Below are 20,120 nucleotides of genomic sequence, written 5' to 3' on the forward strand. Positions count from 1 at the left end.
AGCATATGATAGGCACATTTGTCAAGACAAAAAGGCGAAATTGTCTCAACCTATTTTTACAAGTAAATGATGTCCTCCACATGTCCTATATATGCATCATCCTCGCTTTGAACCATTGCCTCTTCCTTTACGGTGACTTTCGTTTGATCTTGTGACCGGGCGGCCCCCCTTCGTCCCCGTTTCCGCTTCCGCCCCTGTCCGGAAGATGCATCCTCCTTAGCCGCAATTACTGTAGTACGCTCTGGCAGCTGGAAATGCATCTGAGACCGCTCGACCAAAACCTGGTTCTGATAGTATGGAATGCTCTGCACAAGCACTACAGGAAAACTACCCGATATCATGAGAATCGAACCTTCGCGCATAGTTCTCATCTCATCGGGTGTCATAAGATCTCTCTTAGTTTCTGCTTTGTTAAAACTCTGGCTATCAGCAAAGAGTATCGCATATATGCTGATCCCACGTATACTCTTGCTCTGGCTCTTCGTTACAGTAGTTGTCTGCCCGGTCAATTTGCTAAAGTACTCGCACTCTTCCAGGCCAGCGCCTGGTAGCAGCAATTTAGTACGTGAGTTGCTAATGATCGTTTCCTTGCCTGCCGGCTCGTACACTTCTTCAAGCTGAGAAAACGCCTGGATTGCCATCAACAGTGCAACACGCTTACTTCTGAGAGTAGAAATATAACTCTCAAAGTGAGGTATACGCCCCGCATTGGCAAACTCATCAAGGTAACATCCGATAGCCCGGGGAAGTTGCCCGTTAGGGCTATGGTCGGCACGCCGGATCCAGGTGCGCATCATTTGCATTATCAAGGTTGCGGAGAGAGGGCGTAACCGTTCGGCGTCGCCGAAAGGGATGGAGAGGTAGAGAGCAATAGACCGGTCACACATGGCGTTAAAGTCAATGTCATTCTCCGCGGTTGCAGCCTGGACCTCTGGTGAGAACAACATAAAAAAGCGATTAGCAATGTCCGTCATGACACTACCTATCAGCTTCCCATTTTTTTCCATGTTGGACAGAAATGAAGTTGTTATCTTTCGCGTTGCCTGGTTATCGCTCTTTGTTAGCAGGGCCTTGAGATCTTCAAATGGCATACTAAAGATATCAGCAAGCCGGGAGAACGGTGCATCTGGTTCACAAGTGCGCAAGTGGAGTACTGTTGCTGTGATCAACAGCTCGGCCGCACGATCCCAAAACGGTTCCTTTGACTCACCCGTATTTTGAATCCAACTCATGGCAAAGTCACGGGCATCGTCGAGGTTTGTAATGTAGGCAAGGGGGTTATAGCTATGGCTCCTGGCCGCGTCATTGGGCGCAAAGATCCAGACTTCGTGATGCTTAGCAATATACCCCGCACTCTTTTTCACAAGCTCTTGCTTGGGATCGATCACAAATAAGCTCCGGTGGCCCGCCTCCCTGAGCAAGCCAGGTAGAATGACGCGGCTTGTTTTGCCTGCGCCTGTTGGTGCAACCATCAAAACATGATTCTCCAATACCTCCTCATTCAAAGCGATTGTCTTCCCTTTGTATCGGCCTAACAGCAAACTGCTGGGAGCAGGCTCTCCTTCTGCTTGCTCGGGACCATCGAAGTCCTTTTTTGAGGAAAGCAACGATTTGATGTCGCGGATCTGCGCGAACTTTGCCGACCCATAAGAAGCAGTCGTCTTGTTTCCACGTAGGACTCCCTCGAAGAGTAAAGCCAGCGCAAGTAATATCAATGCTAGCAAGATAATAAACCAGAAGGACCCATCCAAGCCCTCACCCAATTGTAGTATCGTTTCCATACGCGTCGTATATCCTTTTCTTTCTCGCTCTTATCTGTAGTGAAGTGGTAGGCCGTCGTTTACAGTTAATTCAATTTTAACAGAGTATTGACATTCACCTTCTAAATACAGCTATTTTATCTTATTGACTAGGATTCCGAAACCAGTATAACAAGAAGTGGGGCCCTAAAGCTATGAAATTCCTCATAGTTTTGGGGTCCCAACATTTTTCCCCAGCAAAATCCCCTCTAAGGGCCACCTGGCGCTGCGTTTCAAGTGTCTCACTGGACTCATCCCCAGTTCCTATCGTTAACCGCGCAAGATTATGTTGCGCTGACGCAAGAATATGGGTGCATCCCTCTTCGCTTCATACTAGAGTAAGGAGAGAACAAATCCTTCACGGGAACGACCAGGAGGTTGCAGCCAAGAGTGCTGTCTGCTTCTTAGGTATGTGACCACATTGTGGCACTCGTATTTTGCAGAATCTGTACAGGAGACGCAGGAAGATATGTCAAGAGAACTCCATATTCCATCTATCCCTTCAGAGAAAGAGTCGCTTCATGCCCTTGGGTTAACTGCCATCTGCTTCGGGTTCTTCATGGTTATTCTCGATACATCCGTTGTCAATGTGGCTCTTCCGGCCATGCAGCACGATCTGCATGGCTCGCTTGAGGGATTGCAATGGGTGGTCAACGGCTATACCCTGATCTTTGCGAGCTTGCTGCTCAGCGCGGGCACGCTCGGGGATCGACTCGGGCATAAGCGCACATTTCTTACGGGATACGTGCTGTTTACAGGGGCATCGCTCCTCTGTAGCCTTGCTCCCTCGCTCAATATCTTGATAGCGGCACGGGTGCTTCAAGGAGTGGGACCCGCACTCCTGGTTCCAAGTTCACTCTCTTTGATCACTCACGGCTTTCAGAGCCCTGAGAAACGGGCAAGGGCAGTCGGTTTCTGGGCAGGTAGTTCGGGCATCGGCTTGGCAGGAGGTCCTATCGTCGGTGGATTGCTTGTTGAAACGCTGGGGTGGCGCAGCATCTTTCTACTGAATGTGCCTTTTGGTCTACTCGCTCTCGCTCTCACCATGCGTTTTGTTAGCGAGACGCCACGTACAACAACGCAGAAACGTGACCTGTGGGGACAGGCATGCGTGATCATTGCCCTTGCCACGCTGACCTACGCACTTATCGAGGGGCGCAGCCAGGGATGGATCTCGCCCCAGATCGTTGGCATGTTTCTGCTGTGCATAGGAGCATCCGGTGGCTTCTTGCTCATCGAAACCAGGCACAGTACGCCTATGCTTCCCCTACAATTCTTCTCATCGGCAGCCTTTAGCATGCCAATACTGGTAGGGTGCATCCTCAACTTTGGCCTGTATGGTATCCTATTTGTCCTTTCCCTGTTCTTTCAGGACATCTATCATTACCCAGCGGCTCTGGCAGGTGTTGCGCTACTGCCAAGCACTGTTGCGACAGGAAGCACAGCTCTGATCTCAGGGAGGATCACTGCACGTTTGGGCACGCGCCGACCAATGATCGCAGGGCTGGCAGCAAGCTGTCTTGGCACACTCTTGCTCCTGTTGGGCGAAACTGGCGCTTCCATCCTTTTGCTGACAGCCGGAGAAATCCTCATTGGCCTTGGCTGTGGTATGACGGTCCCTGCCATGACGACGGCTATCCTTAATACTGTTCCCAAGAGCCAGGTGGGTGTCGCTTCAGCACTGCTGAATGCGAGCCGTCAACTGGGTGGTGTGCTTGGCGTTGCGATTTTAGGCTCGATACTCGGTTCGTTAAGTGAGAGGAGCGCATTTCTTGCTGGCATGCATATCGCGCTGCTGCTGGTCGCGCTACTGTTCCTGCTGGGCAGCGTGCTGGTCGCAATCACTTAGCACACGGCGGACAAGCGAAAAAGACTTATTCTTTCCACTTTTTGGTTCCCCATGCAGAATAGTAGAGTGTCTGCACTTGTAAAATGCAAGTAAATCAAAAGAAAAAGTAATTTCAGGTGTTGGAAAGGTGGGGAGTGCAGAGGGACGTCAGCCCCTCTGCGTCTAAAGCCCCTCCCGCCGTAGGCGGCTTGAAACCTTTTCAATGAAGATTGACAGAGTAATAGTGTACAAAAAGAAAGGTTGCATACCATGCGAAACATTATTATGACCATGTGGGTGACACTTGATGGTTTTATCGCTGGACCCGATGGGGAAATGAATTGGATGGGTGAGATCAACGATGAGGACAACGGACCATATCAGGACCAATTTGTCTCTGCTGCTGATACGCTCTTACTAGGACGCACCACGTACGAGAGCTTTGCCGGTTCCTGGCCACATGTACCCAACTCCCCGGATGCTCCAGAGGGTCTAAAGGCATACGCTCGCAAATTGAACGAGATGCGCAAGATTGTCTTCTCCAAGACGCTAAGAAACGCCGAGTGGAACAACTCCACTGTACGCCGGGAAATTATCCCTGACGAGATTACGCAACTGAAGCAGGAGCCAGGGAGGAACATCATTATCTATGGGAGCGCCAGCCTGGTTCAGGCCCTCGCCAGTCACAACCTGATCGACCGGTATCAGCTTCTTCTCTACCCTATCGCCCTTGGCAAGGGAAAACCCCTCTTCAAGGACTACACAAAGCTGAAACTTGTCAACACCATAACTCGCTCATCCGGCATCGTCGAACTCCACTACCAACCCAATGAGCAGGCAAACGCTCGATAACGAACATACCATATGGTTGAAAACCAGCCAGCAAAACCCTTCCATATCGACCGGGTATGCTCAGGCAGACAATCTGAGGTCGTCGGTTTGAGCATACCCGTTCCTGTAACAAGGATAGAGAGACATTACTTTTTCTTAGAGGCAAGTACAGATGAAAAATCAGTATTTGCTCTGGTGGGATGGAACTCAATTACCTCATACCTGGTAACGTTTGCTTTAAGCAGTGGGTCTTGCGCAATGATAGCCTGGATAGCTTCCTGGCTACTCGCTTTCGCGAGGATGATTCCTCCTGTCCATGGATCCTTGCGGCCAGAAAGCAGAAAATCACCTCGATCAAATGCAGACTGGAGATAATGTGAATGCTCATCAATTAAGAGCTCGACCTCAGCCAATGGGCGAGTATATATCAGGTTCAGGATATAATAATGCGTTGTGCTTTGAGTCATTTGTCCTTCCTCCTCTATCAAAGTATTCACCACACGAAGGTGTACATTACTGCACAACAACTTCAAAGACTACATCCAGGACCACTGGGGTTCGAACAGGCAAGCTGTAAACCCCAGAGACCAGCCGGGTATGCCCCTGTTCCTTCCCAAAGATCTGTGCAAACAGATCTGAGGCACCGTCTGCAACTGCTGCATGCTGCGTAAATGCCTCGGTCGTCGCCAGAGCAATTCCGACTCGTACCACTTTCTGAATACGATCCATATCGCCCAGGAAATGACTCGCCGCTGCTAGAGCATTCAATGCTGCATACCTGGCCGCTTCTTGCCCCTGTTCCACCGTCAGATCGACACCCAAACGGCCTGTGAACAGGAGCTTCCCATCAACAAAGGGTAGGATACCGCTGGTAAAGAGCAGGGTCCCAACCAACGATGTTTCCACATAATTCCCAAGTGGTGTGGGAGGCGTTGGAAGCTGGATGCCAAGCGCATCCAGCCTCTCACTATGCTTTCGCGGACTGTTTCGATCACCATTTGCCGGCATGTGCTCCTCCATCCACATGAATGATCTCACCGGTGACAAAGGTTGCGGCGTTTAAGTACATGATCGCATCAACAATCTCAGATGCCTGACCCATACGTGCGATTGGATGCATGCGGCTGAGGAAACCATGATCATCGTTTTTGTGTAGAGGAGTTGCAATGTTGCCTGGCGCAACAGCATTGACGCGAATACCTTCACTTGCATACTCAATGGCCAGTGCTTTGGTCGCCGCGTTTAATCCACCTTTTATTAAAAGAGCAATGGATGCCGAAACACCTGCGACGGGCTGATCTGCTAGCGTGGTGGTAATGTTTACAATATGCCCAGCATGCTGTTTTCGCATCTGCTCCACGGCATACTGCGTCACAAAGAAGAAGCCTAGCAGGTTTGTCTTGACCAGGCGATCAACATCCTCAATGGTATAGTCAGTAAAGGGCTTCGCGATAAAGATCCCGGCGTTATTCACGAGCAGATCAACCCCGCCAAACCGTTGAACGGCTGTGTCTACGACTTTTTTTGCGGTTTCCTGATCGGCAATATCCCCGTCAACGAGAGCAAGGCGATCAGAAGCGGTCAGCGTTCCCGCACGGGTAATAGTGCGCGAGTTGGCGACGACCTGATATCCCTGAGCAAGTAAGGTCTTCGTCAGTTCAAGCCCAATCCCCGATGAAGCTCCAGTCACAAGAGCGGTTTTTTTCTCAGACACTGTAGTTTCCTTCTTTCAAGCTATATCGTAATGGTTGTCCATGGAAAGCAGTATGTCTTACTCACACCTGTTTCCATAGATCCCTGGAGAGAGAGATCATGTACAGAGAAAGGAGCTAACCGGGTCTTTCAAATGGCTCCTCTACACCTTTCTCTTACTCTAAGAGTACCTCAGAGAGAATGTGCAATCGCCTATGTTCTTGCGCAGTTTGAATAGAATCTTGCGCCGAACACGCAAGAATATTTATTGCGATACTCGCCTCCCCATGCTCAATCACGATGTCGGCTCCCACTTACAGCTCCTGGGATAGTCTCGTCTTTTGAAGATAGGAGAAGAAACGATAAAAGATCTACTTAAACCTTTTGTTTTTTGAATTAAAGTATATTTTTGAAAAGGGTATATATAGTTTCGATGACATCATTTAACTCAAATTTATCATGAACTTTATATATACTTAATATTAAATTAACGCAAGAGGTTTATTCTAAGTAAGCTTGCTAATCAAGGAAGTGGCTATTATCCCTAATAGAAGGAGTATCTGTGGTAAGTTGAAACAATCCTCTATACAACACCTGGATGTAGATGTCCCGTTACAAGCAGAGAAGCTATCTGCGAAATCTGAGCAACCAGAGGGAAAAAGAATAAATGTTCAGGTATATAGAAATCTAGGCAGGCGGGTACGCGAATTTAGCCTGGGATTGCTCTTCCTGGCTCCTGTACTTGTGGTATTCGCCGTTTTTACATATTTCCCCTTCTTCCGTGCCATCTGGCTCAGTCTCAACATCACCAATGAGCTGGGTGATCCTGTAAAGTTCGTCGGCTTGCGCTACTATCAACAAATCCTGAATTTTAGTGACCCGGAAAATGATTACCTGAACAGCCTGTTGATAAGCTTTGAGTACGCATTGCTTGTAGTCTCACTACAAATCGTCTGTGGGCTGGGTCTTGCCTCGTTAGCGATGGCGAAGGTGCGCGGTATTGGCGTCTTCCGTTTGATATTTACCGTTAGTATTGCTATATCGCTAGCAAGCTCAAGTGTCATCTGGGCGCTGATCTTTGATCCAACGACGAACATTACTACCTGGTTGGTCAACTTATTGAACTTGCCACAGCCGGGATTACTTAATAATGCCTCAACTGCGCTCATCTCCATAGCCGTGATGTCGGTTTGGTCGGGTCTGGGCTTCAATTTTGTTATCACGCTCGCTGGTATGCAGGCTATACCCGAGGACCTCTACGAGAGCGCCTCTCTGGACGGCGCTGGTCGCTGGAAGCGTTTCCTCCACATCACACTGCCAATGTTAACGCCTATCCTGCTCTTTCTGTTGATTATTAACACCCTTTCGTGCTTTCAAGCATTTACACAGTTCAATGTATTGGTGAATGGACCAGGACCGGAAAGCTCGACCAATGTCTTTGTTTATGCGATCTATCAATCGTTCTGGGCTGATCATCGCTATGGCTTCGCGTCGGCAATGTCAATTATTCTGTTCATCATTTTGCTCATTCTTAGTGCGATGCAATTTCTCTTCCTGGGCAGGAGGGTACATTACCGATGAGTGCCATTGTCAATACAATGCCCCAGGGAAAGATCAGTATTGGGAAACGCCTGGGGACAATCGTCACCTATATCTTATTGGTGCTGGTTTCGCTGATTATTCTCTTCCCCTTGCTTTTCGCGTTCTCTATCGCATTGCAGGGGCAGACTCTAACACCACAACTCCTTCCGGATCTGACCCAACTTGACTGGGGAGTCTTTGTGCGGGTTCTGGCTCAGCAACCGGATTTGCCGCGCTGGATTCTCAATTCTTTTGTTGTCTCGTTTCTGGTCACCGTTGGCATATTGGTGACATCATCGCTGGCCGCTTACGCGTTTGCGTTCCTTAATTTCTGGGGTAAACCGATCTTCTTTGCTATTGTCATGGGAACAATGATGATCCCCTTTGAAGCGACGCTGGTGCCCAATTTCCTGTTGATCTTACACCTGAACTGGACAGATAGTTATCAGGGACTGGTTCTGCCATTTCTTGCGGGAGGCTTTGGCATTTTCCTGCTACGCCAGTACTTCATGACCATTCCGCCCGAACTGCAAGAGGCGGCGAAGTTAGATGGATGCGGACACTTCCGCTTCCTTTGGAGCTTCCTGCTTCCGCTGGCACGCCCAGCCCTGGCGACGTTGGGTCTCTATACCTTTATTACGACCTGGAACCAGTTTTACTGGCCCCTTCTTGTCACTAACGAGTCGACGTGGCGTACTACGCAGATTGGTATTGCAATCTTTCACTCTAGTGAAGTCAATTTTCTCAATACCCAGATGGCCGCTACGCTTATCGTTGTGCTTCCAACGCTTCTACCTTTGATCTTTGGCCATCGTCAACTCGTGCGCGGGTTAACAGCGGGCATTATTAAATAACAATTGAAGTCCTGTGTAGATACTAATACTTTTATTGGAGGATCATATTTCCCATGCGTTACGCAAAACAAATCATATTAGTGCTTCTCGCAACCATCCTGTTGGTTGGTTGTGGTGGGGGTAACACAAGCACTGCCAATACCGCGTCCACACCTGCCGCGCCTGCGGCAACCCCGGCGGTCAAACTCGATCCACAGAAACCAGGAACGCTCAAAATTTCCTTCTGGTATGGTCTGAGTGGTGTGAACGGTGACGTTCTGCGCACACTGATCAACAAATACAATGAGAGCCAGAATAAATACTATATTGATGGCATCTTCCAGTCATCCTATGATGACACCCTCAGCAAGTTCAATGCCTCGTTGAGCGGAAACCAGCTTCCCAATGTCGTGCAGGTCTATGATATCGGCACCCAGCGCATGGTCGATACCAAGCAAATTATTCCGGTGCAGGATCTGATCAACCGCGATCATCTGCAGAGCGTCGTTGATGACCTGGAGCCAGCGATCCGCAACTACTACACGATTAACGGAACACTCTACTCCATGCCTTTCAACTCCTCGACGATGGTGATGTACTATGATAAGAACGCCTTCAAAGCAGCAGGTCTGGACCCCAATCAGAAACTCTGGAGCTATGATCAGGTGATTGCGGCTGCGAAGAAGCTAACTCAGAAGGACTCTAGCGGCAAGGTCACTCGTGCAGGCATTAGCTTCTATGACTATAGCTGGTTCTTTGAACAGGCATTGGCCTCGAGCAACCAGTTCCTGGCTACCCCCAACAATGGTCGTTCGGGTCGCGCGACGCAGTACAGCTTCAACAACGATGCCGGCGTCAAGTGGCTGGAGTTCGAGAAGCAGTTGATTTCTGACGGCTCAGCAAAATACTTTGGTGCGAGCGGCTCAAGCTCTTCCTCGTCAGCCTTCCTCAAAGGCCAGTCGGCGATGACCTTTGAGTCTGTCGCTTCAATGCGCAACTTCGTCAATACGGCGGCAAAAAACGGTAATAAGCTGGATATCGGCGTCGCTTATATCCCTCGCCCGACCCTCCCTGCCCAGGGCCGCACCGCCATCGGTGGCGCTTCTCTCTGGATCACGAACAAGGGTACGAAAGAACAGCAGGAAGGAGCCTGGGACTTCACCAAGTTCCTGTCTCAGCCAGACACTCAGGCGTACTGGTCCTCCAACACTGGCTACATCCCGACCCGTCTCTCCGCCTATAATCAGCAGACGATGAAGGATACCCTGGCAAAGTACCCCCAGTTCCAGGTAGGCCTTGACCAGATTCGCTCCAGCCAGACTAACTACTACAATGCTGGCGCGGCTACCGGGAACATGCTTACGATGCGTAACAATGTTCAGACCGCAATGGATGCCTATCTCACTGGTCAAACCAGTAGTGCTAAATCTGCATTGGATAGTGCCGTTCAGAAGTCGAATGACTCACTACAAGAGTACAACGACGCCAACCAATAAATAAAAGCCAGAAAAGCGCATAACCAATGGGGTCCATTTTCTGGACCCCATTGGCATTTGGCGGATTCAGTGGATACTTTTTTAGCAGGGCTGGACCTTTGAGAGAACGACGTTCCAGACCTGCTGGTCGAAGTAGAAGCCCTTGGCAGAGGGCCCATCGCTAGAGGGCGTTGTCTTGTTGACCAGGCGGCTCTGGGCAAGATAGTAGCCTTCATAGCCATGCTGTAGCTTGTAGAGGAGATCGCCAGAGCCGACGCTCTCCAACCGTATATCCTGCGTCTGGGTTGTGCCACAGCCCCAGGCATTCAAGAGGGTGATATCCGTGCGCGAAGAAATACTGTTCATCCAGCCCTCGTAGGCGTAGAGGGCATCACTGCGTGCGCCACCAGAGTCGGTCGAGTTAAACTCATGCTCCATGCCCTGCTGGCCCTGGTAGGGGCTGGTGGTGTTATCGGCGATATACGCATTGCCGCCTGCACCCGTGCTGGTCACCGTATCCTGGTAGGTGAAGATAGCCAGCTGGTCAAAGATACCGGCGGGATTGGAGAGTGGAATGTTGTTGTAGGTAAAGGCGGTACGCACGCCCGAACCAGTGCCGCTACAATTGTCGCTGCCACCGCTCATGAAGAGCGTCTGGGCATTGGCCCAGGCAGCCTGGATATTGGTAAAGCCAGCGGACTGCAACTGCTGATTAAAGCTGGTGTAGTCAAACGAGGTGAAGAAGGTATTTAGTGTACTGGGACCAAAGTAGAGGCTGGCCGCAATCATGATATTGAGGTAGCCCTCGCGATAGTTCGGGTTGTAGGACTTGTTGAACTTACATTGATTCCCTTCAAGGTAGTAATCAATGTCCTGGTTGAAGTTGTTGGTGTCGTTGAAATCGAAGTTGGCCGCGATAGCCAGCGCCTGCATCAGCAAATTGACTTTCGCCTGCTGAGTGGAGGATAACTGGTTCCAGACCGCTGGCTCATTACGCGCAAGCAGCAGTCCCTGCGCGGTATCATTATGGCCCCAGCCCTCCAGGCCACCATTGGCATCAGGCTCGTTGCCGCCCGCGACCAGCTGGCCGATAGAGGCCGCCAGGCGACTGGCAACCGAGGTGCCATTCGTTGCGGTAGCATTGGGATTATACCAGCTCACCAGGGCCAAGAAGTAGAAGGCCTTCGCGTTATAAACCGCCGTTGGCGAGTCGCCAGGCCTGCCACTATTGGCCGTTGTTGGCGCCGGGAAGGCCAGGAGAGGCGCGGCTACCGCGGCGTCGATCTGGCTCTGGTCGAAGCTTGTGGGTGGTGGCGTGGGCGTTGGGGTAGGCGTCGTAGTCTGGGTCGGTGTGGGTGTTGTCGTTTGGGTCTGGGTCGGCGTTGGTGTGGGCGTCGTAGAAGAGCCGGTCGGCTCGACTCCCCAGACTAGAACGCCGTTCTGGTAGAGCGTGACGTTCTGCCAGTCAGTAAAGGCTGTGAACAAGGCGTTAAACGAGTAGTCGTTGGTCTGGGTAAAGCTGCTGAAGTCGGCCTTACTGGCGCGAATCTTGATCTTGCCTGTGTTGGCGTTGGCATTCAGTATACCAGATGTAAAGCCGACCTGGACGTAGTAATCGGCCGTCGCTACGGGTTGGGCTACCGCTGCCGCCGTCCCCGTCACACTGCTACAACCAATGGCTGCATAGTCACAGAACACCGAGATGGCCTGATTAGTATCGCGCGTAAACCAGTAGCGCATGGTAAGCCCACTGAGCGCGACGCTGCTGCTTCCAGTATTGACAATTTGCAGCCCCGCCTGAAGCTTATTCGTCGTCGTGCTGGTGTTATCTGGCATGTATTGCACCTTCAGCGGAGAAGATGCAGCATGACTGGTCTTCGGCAACTGTGACAAAATGCCCATCATAATGACCAGGAGACAAACCACTCCCAATCCAAGATAACGAGAGATGCTTTTCATAGAATCCCTTCTTTTGTTAGCACAAACACACAACCGAAAAGAGACATTCAAACAGCTGTCAGTGGATAAGCCTCACCTCCTTTCAGACCTGCCGCCAGAGGTCGCGCAGGTAGGGCAGCGCCTGGGGCAGAGCGACCTCTGGCTCTTCAATCTCGGGATGCCACTTCTTCTCCCATTCCAGCGAGAGATAGCCATCATAGCCCCCTTGCTTGAGGAGAGTACATATCGTGCGCAGCGGCATATCACCCTCGTTGAGCAGGCAATATGTCCAGGCTCCCGGCTTGCCATTAAGCAAACGGCTATCCTTGAGATGGACATAGGCGATCTCGTCTCCGAGTAGCGCCAGGCTCTGCGCGGGAGTCTCGCCCGCGCGATAGGTGTGATGGGCATCCCATAAAACCTTGACCGTGGGCAGAGCCACGGCCCGGGTGAGGTCTAGAACATCTTCGCTCCGGGTCCAGGCATCGTGGGTTTCTAGCAGGATGGTAACGCCGCGCTCAACACCATAGGCGCCAAGCGTGTGTAGCACCTGGGCGGTGGGCGCGAGCATGTCGGCGCGCGTCGTACCTGTAGGGAGAGCGCCGCCAAAGACGCGCAGAAAAGGCGCGCCCAGTTCAGCGGCCATATCGAGCATACGCTGACCGGCCTCGATCACCGCCGCACGCTCCTCAGGTGTGCCTTGCGTCACCCGACACGAACTATCCAGGCAGGCAATCTCGATCCCATAGGCACTGGAGGCCTGGCGCAGGCGACGCCGTACCACGGGCGAGGCGTCAGGTTCAAGCGTCTCGCCATCCGCCAGGCGCCATTCAATGGCCTGGTAGCCATAGCGTGCAGCCGCCTCGGCGGCCTCTTCAATCGTCCAGCCTGGACAGGCAAGGGAAGAATATGCAAGGTTCATATTTATCTATCTCCTGGCTCGATGGGAATTAGTGTTTCTGGAAGTTGGTCGGCCCTGACCAGCAGCGTAGTCGCTTCCTTAGCCAGCACGGTAATACTGGCGCGCCCATTGGCGAGCTCAATCACGCTGCTTCCACCGGCGATTCCCAGGCAGGCGAGCAACCTTCCAGCACCACTTAGTTCGAAGGAGACGCGCCGGCGATCCTCGATAAGGGGATGCCCATCCTCGTCTACAAGCTGGATGGTGACCTGTTGCCCCTCCTCACCACCAACCGTCTTTGCTGGCTGAATCTGCCACTGAAAGGCGGCGCCAGGACCCGTTGCAGCCTCGTGATACTCCACACTAATCGTATGCTCTACGCACTGTCCATCGACGGCGAGACCCACGGCACGCAGCTCGTTTGCTCCCAGGCGCAGAGGGACATGCCAGACCAGGCCCGCGGCAGGAAAGGCCATGCCGTCGCGCCGCCGCTCGCCACAATCCCGACCATTCACAAAGAGCGTGACCTGGGGGCAGTTGGAATAGATGCGCACACGCTGCAACGCGTCGCGCTGGCCTGTACGTATGGCCCAGGTTGGCGCTTCAATAAAGCACATGGGCGTGGTCGCCAGGTAGCTCTGGAAGAGGTAATAGAGCGCTTTTGGTCGACCCGCCCGGTCCAGCAGGCCCTTCTGGTTGACATAGGGGATGGGATTCTCGGGCCGCAGCGGCGTGCCAAAGTCCTTAAACGCCCACTGCGCGTTGCCTACAAGGCGCGGGGTACGGAGCTGAACTTGCAGGTGCCACTCCATCAGGTCGAGAATATAGCTCTCGCTCCAGTCGCTATCGCGGCTACCACGCGCCGGACCACCTACACCGGTCGCGATACCTGGCCGCTCGGCGTGGTCGCTCTCCTGATCGATTTCCGCGTTGATATGTTCGCCAGCACTATAGCGGGCGTAATGACTATCGCCACCCCATTCGATATGCAGCATGCGGGGATGGCGCGCCAGGGCCTCGTTGAGCGCTGCCTCATAGTCTTCATAGCGCCCACGATACCAGCCGGACCAGATCGAGGGCGAATAGACATCCACGATGCTCGCCCCCGGCTCAAAGCGCCGCAGGGCGGTCAGGCGTTGAGGATCGCGGGCATGGGCAAAGTAGTGCAGGGTCTGCAAAAAGGCACAGACCTTCTCATCGCTAGAATCTGGATGCTCGCTCTCCCAATCCAGTTCGTTGCCCAGGCCCCACATGACGATGGAGGGGTGGTTATAGTGCTGCTCTATCATCTCCTCAAGCATCGCCTGAGTCTGAGCGCGGAAGTGTTCGCCGCCAATACCACCCCGGCACCAGGGCAGCTCATCCCAGACCAGCAAGCCCAATTCGTCACAGGCTTCCAGTACCGCCCGCGCCTGCGGATAGTGGCCCAGGCGCACGAAGTTAAAGCCCGCCTCCTTGATCAGCCGTAACTCCTGGCGCGACAGGGTATCAGGGACGGCGCTGGCATAGCCCGCCCAATCCTCATGCCGGTGCGTACCATGCAGCCTGAGCGGCTCCCTGTTCAGGAGAAAGGGGCCGCCCTTGGGAAAGTCGAAGAAGCGCAGGCCAATCCGCTCCGTGACCACATCCCAGGCCTCCTCACCATCCAGCAGCATCACCTCTACGGTATAGAGGACCGCTTGGCCTGGGGACCAGAGTTGCGGTTGCTTAATAATATAAGCAGGCAGTTCGAAGCTTTCTGTTGTAACTGGCCCCTCGATGGTACTGAGCAGCTCGCCCTGGGGCGAGAGGAGCCGGGCGCTCAAGCGCAGCGCTCGCGGAGGCGGCGCATCCAGCTCGCCACGGATAGTGAGCGTGGCTGACTCCATACTCACCTCCGTCTCACAGCGCAGGCTCGCCAGGCGGCGCAAGCCGGTGGTATAGCACCAGGCGTTGCGCGTCAGACCGCCATAGAGGAAGAAGTCCGACATGTCAGAGGGAATGAGATCGGGATCGGGAAGGTTATCCACGCGCAGCGCCAGCGTCAGTGACTCTCCCGGCATGCTCTCTTGCGGCTGCCTGGGAAGTTCCACCGTAAAAGCCGTATAGCCCCCGGCATGCTTTCCCAGGCACACGCCATCGCACCAGGTACTGGCACGCTGCGAGGCGGCCTCAAACTCCACCCAGAGGCGCTGTCCAGCGGCAGGCGACTCAAACTCGCGCACATACCAGCCCACCGCGCGGGTATAGTGGTACGCTTCCTCTACTGTCAACGCGTCCAGGGCGTTCCAGCTATGGGGCAGCGTGACCCCGCTCCAGGTCTGCCCCTCAGCTCGCATCACGTCCGAGGGCAGAAGGTCCCCCAGGTGAAAACGCCACGCTTCATTGATACATCTAGCAGCTTGATGGCGCATACGCCTATCTTTCTTTCTAGCAATTACTCTCTAAATCACTCTTTCACCGCGCCAGAGAGGCCGCGTACAAAGTATCCCTGGAAGGCCAGGAAGACCAGCAGCACAGGCACAAATGAGATGACGGTACCCGCGGCAAAGCCGGTCCAATCAAAAGAGTTCTCGCCCTGGAAGGCGAACATTCCCACGGCCAGGTTGCGCAGATCCGGCGCGCTCAGTGTATAGATCAGCGGGATATTGAAATCATTCCATGTGGCGATAAAGTTGAAAATTACCACCGTTGCGATCACCGGGCGCGCCAGCGGGAAGACAAGGCGGAAGAGCCGCACAAAGCCCGCGCCATCGACCTTTGCCGCGTCAAACAACTCTTCAGGAATGCCCTTGAAGAAGTTGACGAAGAGCAGCACATAGAGGGCGCCCGTGGCCCCGGAAAAAGCCAGGATTACCCCGGCCTGGGTATTGAGTAGACCCAGCGACTCCACCACCAGGAATTGCGGCAGGACAATCGATGCCAGCGGCACAAAGAGCGTGGCGACAATTAGCGCATAGAGCAGGTTGCGTCCAGGGAAGCGATAGCGCGCCAGGACATAGCCACAGAGCGCCGATTTGAACAGCTCAATCACCGTAGAGGCGGTAGAGTAGAGCAACGTATTGAAGAAATACTGACCAAAGCCAGCCGTCACCCAGGCGCGCTGGAAATTGGAGAAATCCCACTCATTGGGCCACAAACTAATCCCTGAAGTAAACAGACCGCTCTGCGTCTTAAACGCACCCGCGATCGCCCAGAAAAAAGGGTAGACCCAGAAAAAGCCCACCAGCAGTAGCAGGGTAACCGTAATCAGATTGTAGCGGAGGAAGCGGCCTCCACTCCGTTGTGAGAGCAATTTCATGCGCGGCCTCCACCAAGCTGGCGCGTGGTCTGCGTGTTGTCCCGCCCCAGCCACCACTGAATAATAACAAAGATCGCTGCCAGCAGGATAAACAGGACGGCCGTCGCCGAGGCATATCCGTAGCGGAAAGGCAGGTTCTGGAAAGCCGCCTCGTAGATATAATAGGAGAGTACATAGCTGCTGGTACCAGGGCCGCCGCTGGTCATGGTCACGACAATGCCAAAGACATGCAGCGAATTAACGAGGCCGAGCAGCGTAATCACAATCGCCATGGGCGCGATCGTGGGCAGCGTAATATGCACAAATTGCTGCCACGCGTTAGCCCGGTCGATCTGTGCGGACTCATAGAGTTCCTCCGGCACATTTTGTAACGCGGCCATCCAATAGAGCATATATTGACCGAAAATCTGCCAGACGGAGATCAGAATAACGGTCCACAAGGCCGTGTTCCCATTTCCCAGCAGGTCGATAGGTTGCTTGATCAGCCCGGTCCCTAGCAGAAAGCTATCCAACGCCCCATTGGAGGGATTAAGCAGGAAGGTAAAGATCTGTCCGGCAAGCGCAACAGGCAGGATGATCGGCACAAAGAAGAGCGTGCGGAAAAAGCGTTTAAACCAGAGCCACTTGCGTGTCAGGATAATGGCAAGAAAGAGCGAAAGTGGGAGCTTAATGGCAGTATTGGCCAGAGCAAAGAGCAGGGTATTCCAGAAAGACTGCCAGAACAAGGGATCATGCCAAAGTTCCAGGTAATTGCTCAGGCCGACAAAGTTTTGCGCGGAGAGAGCATCAATGCCATTCCAATCAAAGAACGAGTAGACCACGGTAGCCAGCAGCGGCCAGAGCGTAAAGGCGCCAAAGAACAGGAGAAATGGCAGTAGACAAAGGAAGATCCAGAAGCCCGTTGTACCCTTGCCACGAACACGCGTCTGAACACGTTTTCCTCCACCTGCCGAGGCGGATGCAGCAAGTGAGCGAGAGGATTCTATAACTTTACCCATTGTGTACCTTCTCTTCAGATCGCGAGTAGGCGATGCTAACAACGTTGCGGTGATTTGGTCTCGCCTGCGGTTGCTCAGGCAATCGCCCGAGCAACCGCAGGCAATCGATATTATACAGGCTAGTAGCCACCTGTGTAATTCTCGTTATAGTTCCAATTGGAGAACGCGAAGCAGGACTGCGAGACTTTCAGGCCCGAGGCCGCCTCCTGCTGCAACGTATCGAGGAAGGTCTTCTGGCGCTGCGTCACCAGTTTATCGGCACCTGGCTTCAGCGGCGTATTCTTGACAATGGCGTCAACCATGGTCTGCCATTCGCCGTTGGGCTGGGTCCCTGCGGCCTTGGAATAAGCCTGTGACTTCGCCAGGTCGGGGCATTTGAGCAACGGTTCAGGATAGTTCACACGCAGACCGCTGGCAGCAATCTGCTCCATGGTCTTCATGGCCGGATCGGTGATCAGCGATTTATTATCCGCGAAGGCCAGGGTGCCAAAGCCATCCTTCAAATAGTTCTTGGCAAAAAAGCCAGTCGGGTCAGTCATCCACTGGAGAAACTGCCAGGCCTGGTTGGCGTGCTGCGTCTGACTGCTGACCCAGTAGACATTCTGCGTATTCAAGATCGCCTCGGCACCGCGAGGGCCATTGTCAGGAGAAGGAGGCGCCGCGATGCCATACTGGCTCTCGGAGAAACCAAGCTGCGTTAAGGTACTGGGCAGCCAGGTACCATCAAAGTAAATGGCCACCTGCCCACTGGCTAGCTGCTGGCGCGAGAAGGTCTTGTCGTTCACACCAGGAGCCACCAGGCCCTTCTGGTAGAGACTCTGAATAAAGCTGAAGGCCTGGAGCAACTGTGGATTGTTAAGATCGAAGGTCCCGGTTTTGTAGTCAAAGAACTGGTCGGTCATGATGGAGCCAGCGATGGGATACCACATGCGCTGTAAATCGGTCCCCTTGAGCGATACACCCAGGCAATATTTCCCGGTCTTGGCTTTAATTGCCTGACAGGCGGAGGTAAACTGACTCCAGGTTGTGGGCGGATTGGCGGGATCAAGGCCAGCCTGCTGAAAGAGCGACTTATTGTAGAACATAAAGCCCGGACCCCAGATCACATTGTCGGTGAAGGGAAAGCCATAGACCTGGCCGTTGTGCTTATTGATCCCTTCCTGGAACATGTCAGAGGACCAGCGGCTCAAGAAACTCTGATCTGGATTACCCGTGGGATCGAGCTGGCGAATCCATCCCTGCTTGAGCAGAAAAGACATGGAGAGCTCGGGAGAAAGCTGCGACTTGTAGAAGAAAATATCTGGAGCCTGGTGGCTCTGGAACGAGAGCGGCAACGATTGCAGGTACTGAGCCTGCGCCGTCGATTGCCACTGAATGGTCACATCAGGATGCAGTCGATGATACTCGGCGGCAACCGCTTCGTGAAACGCTTTCTGTTCAGGAGAGTAATCGGCGATCTTTAAGACAATAGTTGCTTGAGCATTGCTCCCACCACAGGCGGTAAGTAGCATACTCAGCAACATCAGGGCAACAAATGCCAGACGGCGCCATTGACGCATATGAAGAACCCTTCCTGTTGAACTGAACCAAACGACGCTGTAAATTGATACTTTTGCATGAGTACCAAACACAATCAGTTTGTTGAACGAAATAAAACGACATTGCACATGGGCTACGTTGCGCTGAGCAAGAACTATGGCGTTGCCATCAGCGAGAGTCGTTCCCGCGTGATCGCATAGCGCAGTGGTTCTCCCGCAACAAAGTGTTGCAATTCCTCCATCATCACCTGGCCCAGGCGGCGACGCTCTGAGCCAAGCGAGCCAGAAATATGTGGCGTGAGCGTAACGTTAGGTAGTGTGTAGAGCGGAGAGTCCGGCTGCGGCGGCTCTGGATCGGTCACATCCAGAATCGCATGCAGGTCACTTCTCTGCTCCAGCACCGCGATCAACTCTTCATGCCGCACCAATCCTCCACGCGACGTATTGATAAACGTGGATCCTTTCTGCATAGAGGAGAGGTGAGTGCCACGTACCAGGCCTGTGGTTTCGGGCAGCAGGGGCGTGTGCAGAGATACGACCTGGGCCTCACGGAAGAGCTCCTCCAGAGAACAGAGGGAGACATCTAGCTCAGCTGCCTCAGCAGGAGAAACATAGGGATCATACACGAGCACATGCAGGTGAAATGGGCGCAAGAACTCGCGGACCTGTCGCCCAACCATGCCCAGGGAGATAATCCCCACCGTGGCTCCATACACGCCAGGTACCCCATCGCGTGGAGGGAAACGCTGCTGCTGGCGTGCCTGCCCGGCCAGGCGCCACCCATGCTTGAGTGAGAAGAGGATCGCGCTAAGTGTGTATTCCGCCACCGGGATAGCATTTACCTCCTGGGCGCTCGTTACAAGGATGCCACGCTGCCACAGGGCATCCGTGACAAAGCCGCGAACAGAGCCCGCGCCATAGAAAATGGCCCGCAGGCAAGGGGCATGCGCCAGAAAGGTTTCGTCTATGAGGGGCGCGCCCCAGCCAGAGAGAATCACCTCCACCTCGCGCAAGAGCTCGGGATGGGCGAGTATCTCCTCAGCCGTCTGCGGCGGCGCAACCACGTCGATCAGTTCGTCAATCGCTTCGCGCACCTCAGGCCCATATATCTCTTCGTATGCGCTAGAATGCAAGATAAATATGCCTTTGAGACGCGGCATAGAGAAGAATCCTTTCGCTGAAATACATCACAGGAGGCAAACTAATAAAAGTAAGTATGAGATACTGTAGAGTAACGGGATAACTTCTCCTTTGATCTAGTGCGCTGCAACTTCGCAACATAAAGCAATCTATGACTTCAAGTATACCGAGGAACTTCGCACCTTTTCAAGCCATTATGTTGCGAAAACGTTGCGAAATTTTCCGTTTCTTTCCTCGATTCAACCACAATTCATTTCCTCAGCACGCATTTCAGGCGGATTTAGCG

General features: G+C 53.1%; 16 protein-coding genes. 5 read left to right on the forward strand and 11 right to left on the reverse strand.

All coding sequences use genetic code 11. The features are described 5' to 3' along the window. Window positions 1-56: 56 nt before the first annotated feature. On the reverse strand, window positions 57-1,781 hold the full coding sequence (locus JMJ04_RS24170; protein WP_201372985.1) for a type IV secretory system conjugative DNA transfer family protein: 1,725 nt from the start codon (window positions 1,779-1,781) through the stop codon (window positions 57-59). A 487-nt stretch (window positions 1,782-2,268) separates the two neighbouring features. Here JMJ04_RS24170 and JMJ04_RS24175 point away from each other — a divergent pair, with 487 nt between their 5' ends. Then, a complete protein-coding gene (locus JMJ04_RS24175) occupies window positions 2,269-3,648 on the forward strand; it encodes an MFS transporter (protein WP_201372986.1) in 1,380 nt (459 codons plus the stop codon). Window positions 3,649-3,897: 249 nt separating this feature from the next. Beyond that, window positions 3,898-4,479 carry a dihydrofolate reductase family protein gene (locus JMJ04_RS24180; RefSeq protein WP_201372987.1) on the forward strand — a complete coding sequence of 194 codons (582 nt, stop codon included), beginning with the start codon at window positions 3,898-3,900 and terminating at the stop codon, window positions 4,477-4,479. A gap of 125 nt (window positions 4,480-4,604) precedes the next feature. On the opposite strand, the gene JMJ04_RS24185 is transcribed toward JMJ04_RS24180, so the two are convergent. The 3 genes from JMJ04_RS24185 to JMJ04_RS24195 are packed head-to-tail and all read right to left on the reverse strand — an operon-like array spanning window position 4,605 to window position 6,172. Next, window positions 4,605-4,925, reverse strand: coding sequence for a YciI family protein (locus JMJ04_RS24185; protein WP_201372988.1), 321 nt, complete (start codon window positions 4,923-4,925; stop codon window positions 4,605-4,607). A gap of 46 nt (window positions 4,926-4,971) precedes the next feature. Beyond that, entirely contained in the window at window positions 4,972-5,466 is a 495-nt protein-coding gene (locus JMJ04_RS24190) for a RidA family protein (RefSeq protein WP_201372989.1), read from the reverse strand. Then, window positions 5,450-6,172 (reverse strand): SDR family NAD(P)-dependent oxidoreductase, encoded by a 723-nt coding sequence (locus tag JMJ04_RS24195; protein WP_201372990.1) that lies wholly within the window; start codon window positions 6,170-6,172, stop codon window positions 5,450-5,452. Before JMJ04_RS24195 ends, JMJ04_RS24190 begins: the two co-directional genes overlap by 17 nt. A 548-nt stretch (window positions 6,173-6,720) precedes the next feature. Between JMJ04_RS24195 and JMJ04_RS24200 the strand changes: the two genes are divergently transcribed. The 3 genes from JMJ04_RS24200 to JMJ04_RS24210 are packed head-to-tail and all read left to right on the forward strand — an operon-like array spanning window position 6,721 to window position 10,060. After that, on the forward strand, window positions 6,721-7,731 hold the full coding sequence (locus JMJ04_RS24200; RefSeq protein ID WP_201372991.1) for a carbohydrate ABC transporter permease: 1,011 nt from the start codon (window positions 6,721-6,723) through the stop codon (window positions 7,729-7,731). Further along, on the forward strand, window positions 7,728-8,585 hold the full coding sequence (locus JMJ04_RS24205) for a carbohydrate ABC transporter permease (RefSeq protein WP_201372992.1): 858 nt from the start codon (window positions 7,728-7,730) through the stop codon (window positions 8,583-8,585). The genes JMJ04_RS24200 and JMJ04_RS24205 overlap by 4 nt, the downstream gene beginning before the upstream one ends. Window positions 8,586-8,638: 53 nt before the next feature. Then, entirely contained in the window at window positions 8,639-10,060 is a 1,422-nt protein-coding gene (locus JMJ04_RS24210) for an ABC transporter substrate-binding protein (RefSeq protein ID WP_201372993.1), read from the forward strand. 81 nt (window positions 10,061-10,141) lie between these two features. Here the strand turns inward: JMJ04_RS24210 and JMJ04_RS24215 are convergent, their stop codons facing one another. The 7 genes from JMJ04_RS24215 to JMJ04_RS24245 form a co-directional block, all read right to left on the reverse strand. Beyond that, entirely contained in the window at window positions 10,142-11,998 is a 1,857-nt protein-coding gene (locus tag JMJ04_RS24215; protein ID WP_201372994.1) for a cellulose binding domain-containing protein, read from the reverse strand. 82 nt (window positions 11,999-12,080) lie between these two features. Further along, on the reverse strand, window positions 12,081-12,899 hold the full coding sequence (locus JMJ04_RS24220; protein WP_201372995.1) for a sugar phosphate isomerase/epimerase family protein: 819 nt from the start codon (window positions 12,897-12,899) through the stop codon (window positions 12,081-12,083). A gap of 2 nt (window positions 12,900-12,901) precedes the next feature. Continuing rightward, window positions 12,902-15,271, reverse strand: a complete 2,370-nt coding sequence (locus JMJ04_RS24225) for a glycoside hydrolase family 2 TIM barrel-domain containing protein (protein WP_201372996.1) — start codon at window positions 15,269-15,271, stop codon at window positions 12,902-12,904. Between the two features lie 35 nt (window positions 15,272-15,306). Next, a complete protein-coding gene (locus JMJ04_RS24230; RefSeq protein WP_201372997.1) occupies window positions 15,307-16,158 on the reverse strand; it encodes a carbohydrate ABC transporter permease in 852 nt (283 codons plus the stop codon). Further along, complete coding sequence (locus JMJ04_RS24235) at window positions 16,155-17,156, reverse strand: carbohydrate ABC transporter permease (protein ID WP_201372998.1); 1,002 nt, start codon at window positions 17,154-17,156, stop codon at window positions 16,155-16,157. Before JMJ04_RS24235 ends, JMJ04_RS24230 begins: the two co-directional genes overlap by 4 nt. Before the next feature lie 119 nt (window positions 17,157-17,275). Then, the gene (locus tag JMJ04_RS24240; RefSeq protein ID WP_201372999.1) at window positions 17,276-18,715 is read right to left on the reverse strand and encodes an ABC transporter substrate-binding protein; all 1,440 of its coding nucleotides are present in this window, start codon (window positions 18,713-18,715) and stop codon (window positions 17,276-17,278) included. A 134-nt stretch (window positions 18,716-18,849) separates the two neighbouring features. Next, window positions 18,850-19,854, reverse strand: a complete 1,005-nt coding sequence (locus JMJ04_RS24245) for a hydroxyacid dehydrogenase (RefSeq protein WP_201373000.1) — start codon at window positions 19,852-19,854, stop codon at window positions 18,850-18,852. Window positions 19,855-20,120 lie beyond the last annotated feature (266 nt).

The organism is Ktedonobacter robiniae (genome assembly GCF_016587375.1).
Classification (GTDB): Bacteria; Chloroflexota; Ktedonobacteria; order Ktedonobacterales; family Ktedonobacteraceae; genus Ktedonobacter; species Ktedonobacter robiniae.

Bases quoted from the DNA above. Each gene is read 5' to 3' on its own strand.
- JMJ04_RS24230 (WP_201372997.1), bottom strand. From the start codon at position 16,158: ATGAAATTGCTCTCACAACGGAGTGGAGGCCGCTTCCTCCGCTACAAT.
- JMJ04_RS24235 (WP_201372998.1), bottom strand. From the start codon at position 17,156: ATGGGTAAAGTTATAGAATCCTCTCGCTCACTTGCTGCATCCGCCTCG.
- JMJ04_RS24175 (WP_201372986.1), top strand. From the start codon at position 2,269: ATGTCAAGAGAACTCCATATTCCATCTATCCCTTCAGAGAAAGAGTCG.
- JMJ04_RS24245 (WP_201373000.1), bottom strand. From the start codon at position 19,854: ATGCCGCGTCTCAAAGGCATATTTATCTTGCATTCTAGCGCATACGAA.
- JMJ04_RS24185 (WP_201372988.1), bottom strand. From the start codon at position 4,925: ATGACTCAAAGCACAACGCATTATTATATCCTGAACCTGATATATACT.
- JMJ04_RS24210 (WP_201372993.1), top strand. From the start codon at position 8,639: ATGCGTTACGCAAAACAAATCATATTAGTGCTTCTCGCAACCATCCTG.
- JMJ04_RS24170 (WP_201372985.1), bottom strand. From the start codon at position 1,781: ATGGAAACGATACTACAATTGGGTGAGGGCTTGGATGGGTCCTTCTGG.
- JMJ04_RS24220 (WP_201372995.1), bottom strand. From the start codon at position 12,899: ATGAACCTTGCATATTCTTCCCTTGCCTGTCCAGGCTGGACGATTGAA.
- JMJ04_RS24225 (WP_201372996.1), bottom strand. From the start codon at position 15,271: ATGCGCCATCAAGCTGCTAGATGTATCAATGAAGCGTGGCGTTTTCAC.
- JMJ04_RS24205 (WP_201372992.1), top strand. From the start codon at position 7,728: ATGAGTGCCATTGTCAATACAATGCCCCAGGGAAAGATCAGTATTGGG.
- JMJ04_RS24215 (WP_201372994.1), bottom strand. From the start codon at position 11,998: ATGAAAAGCATCTCTCGTTATCTTGGATTGGGAGTGGTTTGTCTCCTG.
- JMJ04_RS24190 (WP_201372989.1), bottom strand. From the start codon at position 5,466: ATGCCGGCAAATGGTGATCGAAACAGTCCGCGAAAGCATAGTGAGAGG.
- JMJ04_RS24180 (WP_201372987.1), top strand. From the start codon at position 3,898: ATGCGAAACATTATTATGACCATGTGGGTGACACTTGATGGTTTTATC.
- JMJ04_RS24240 (WP_201372999.1), bottom strand. From the start codon at position 18,715: ATGCGTCAATGGCGCCGTCTGGCATTTGTTGCCCTGATGTTGCTGAGT.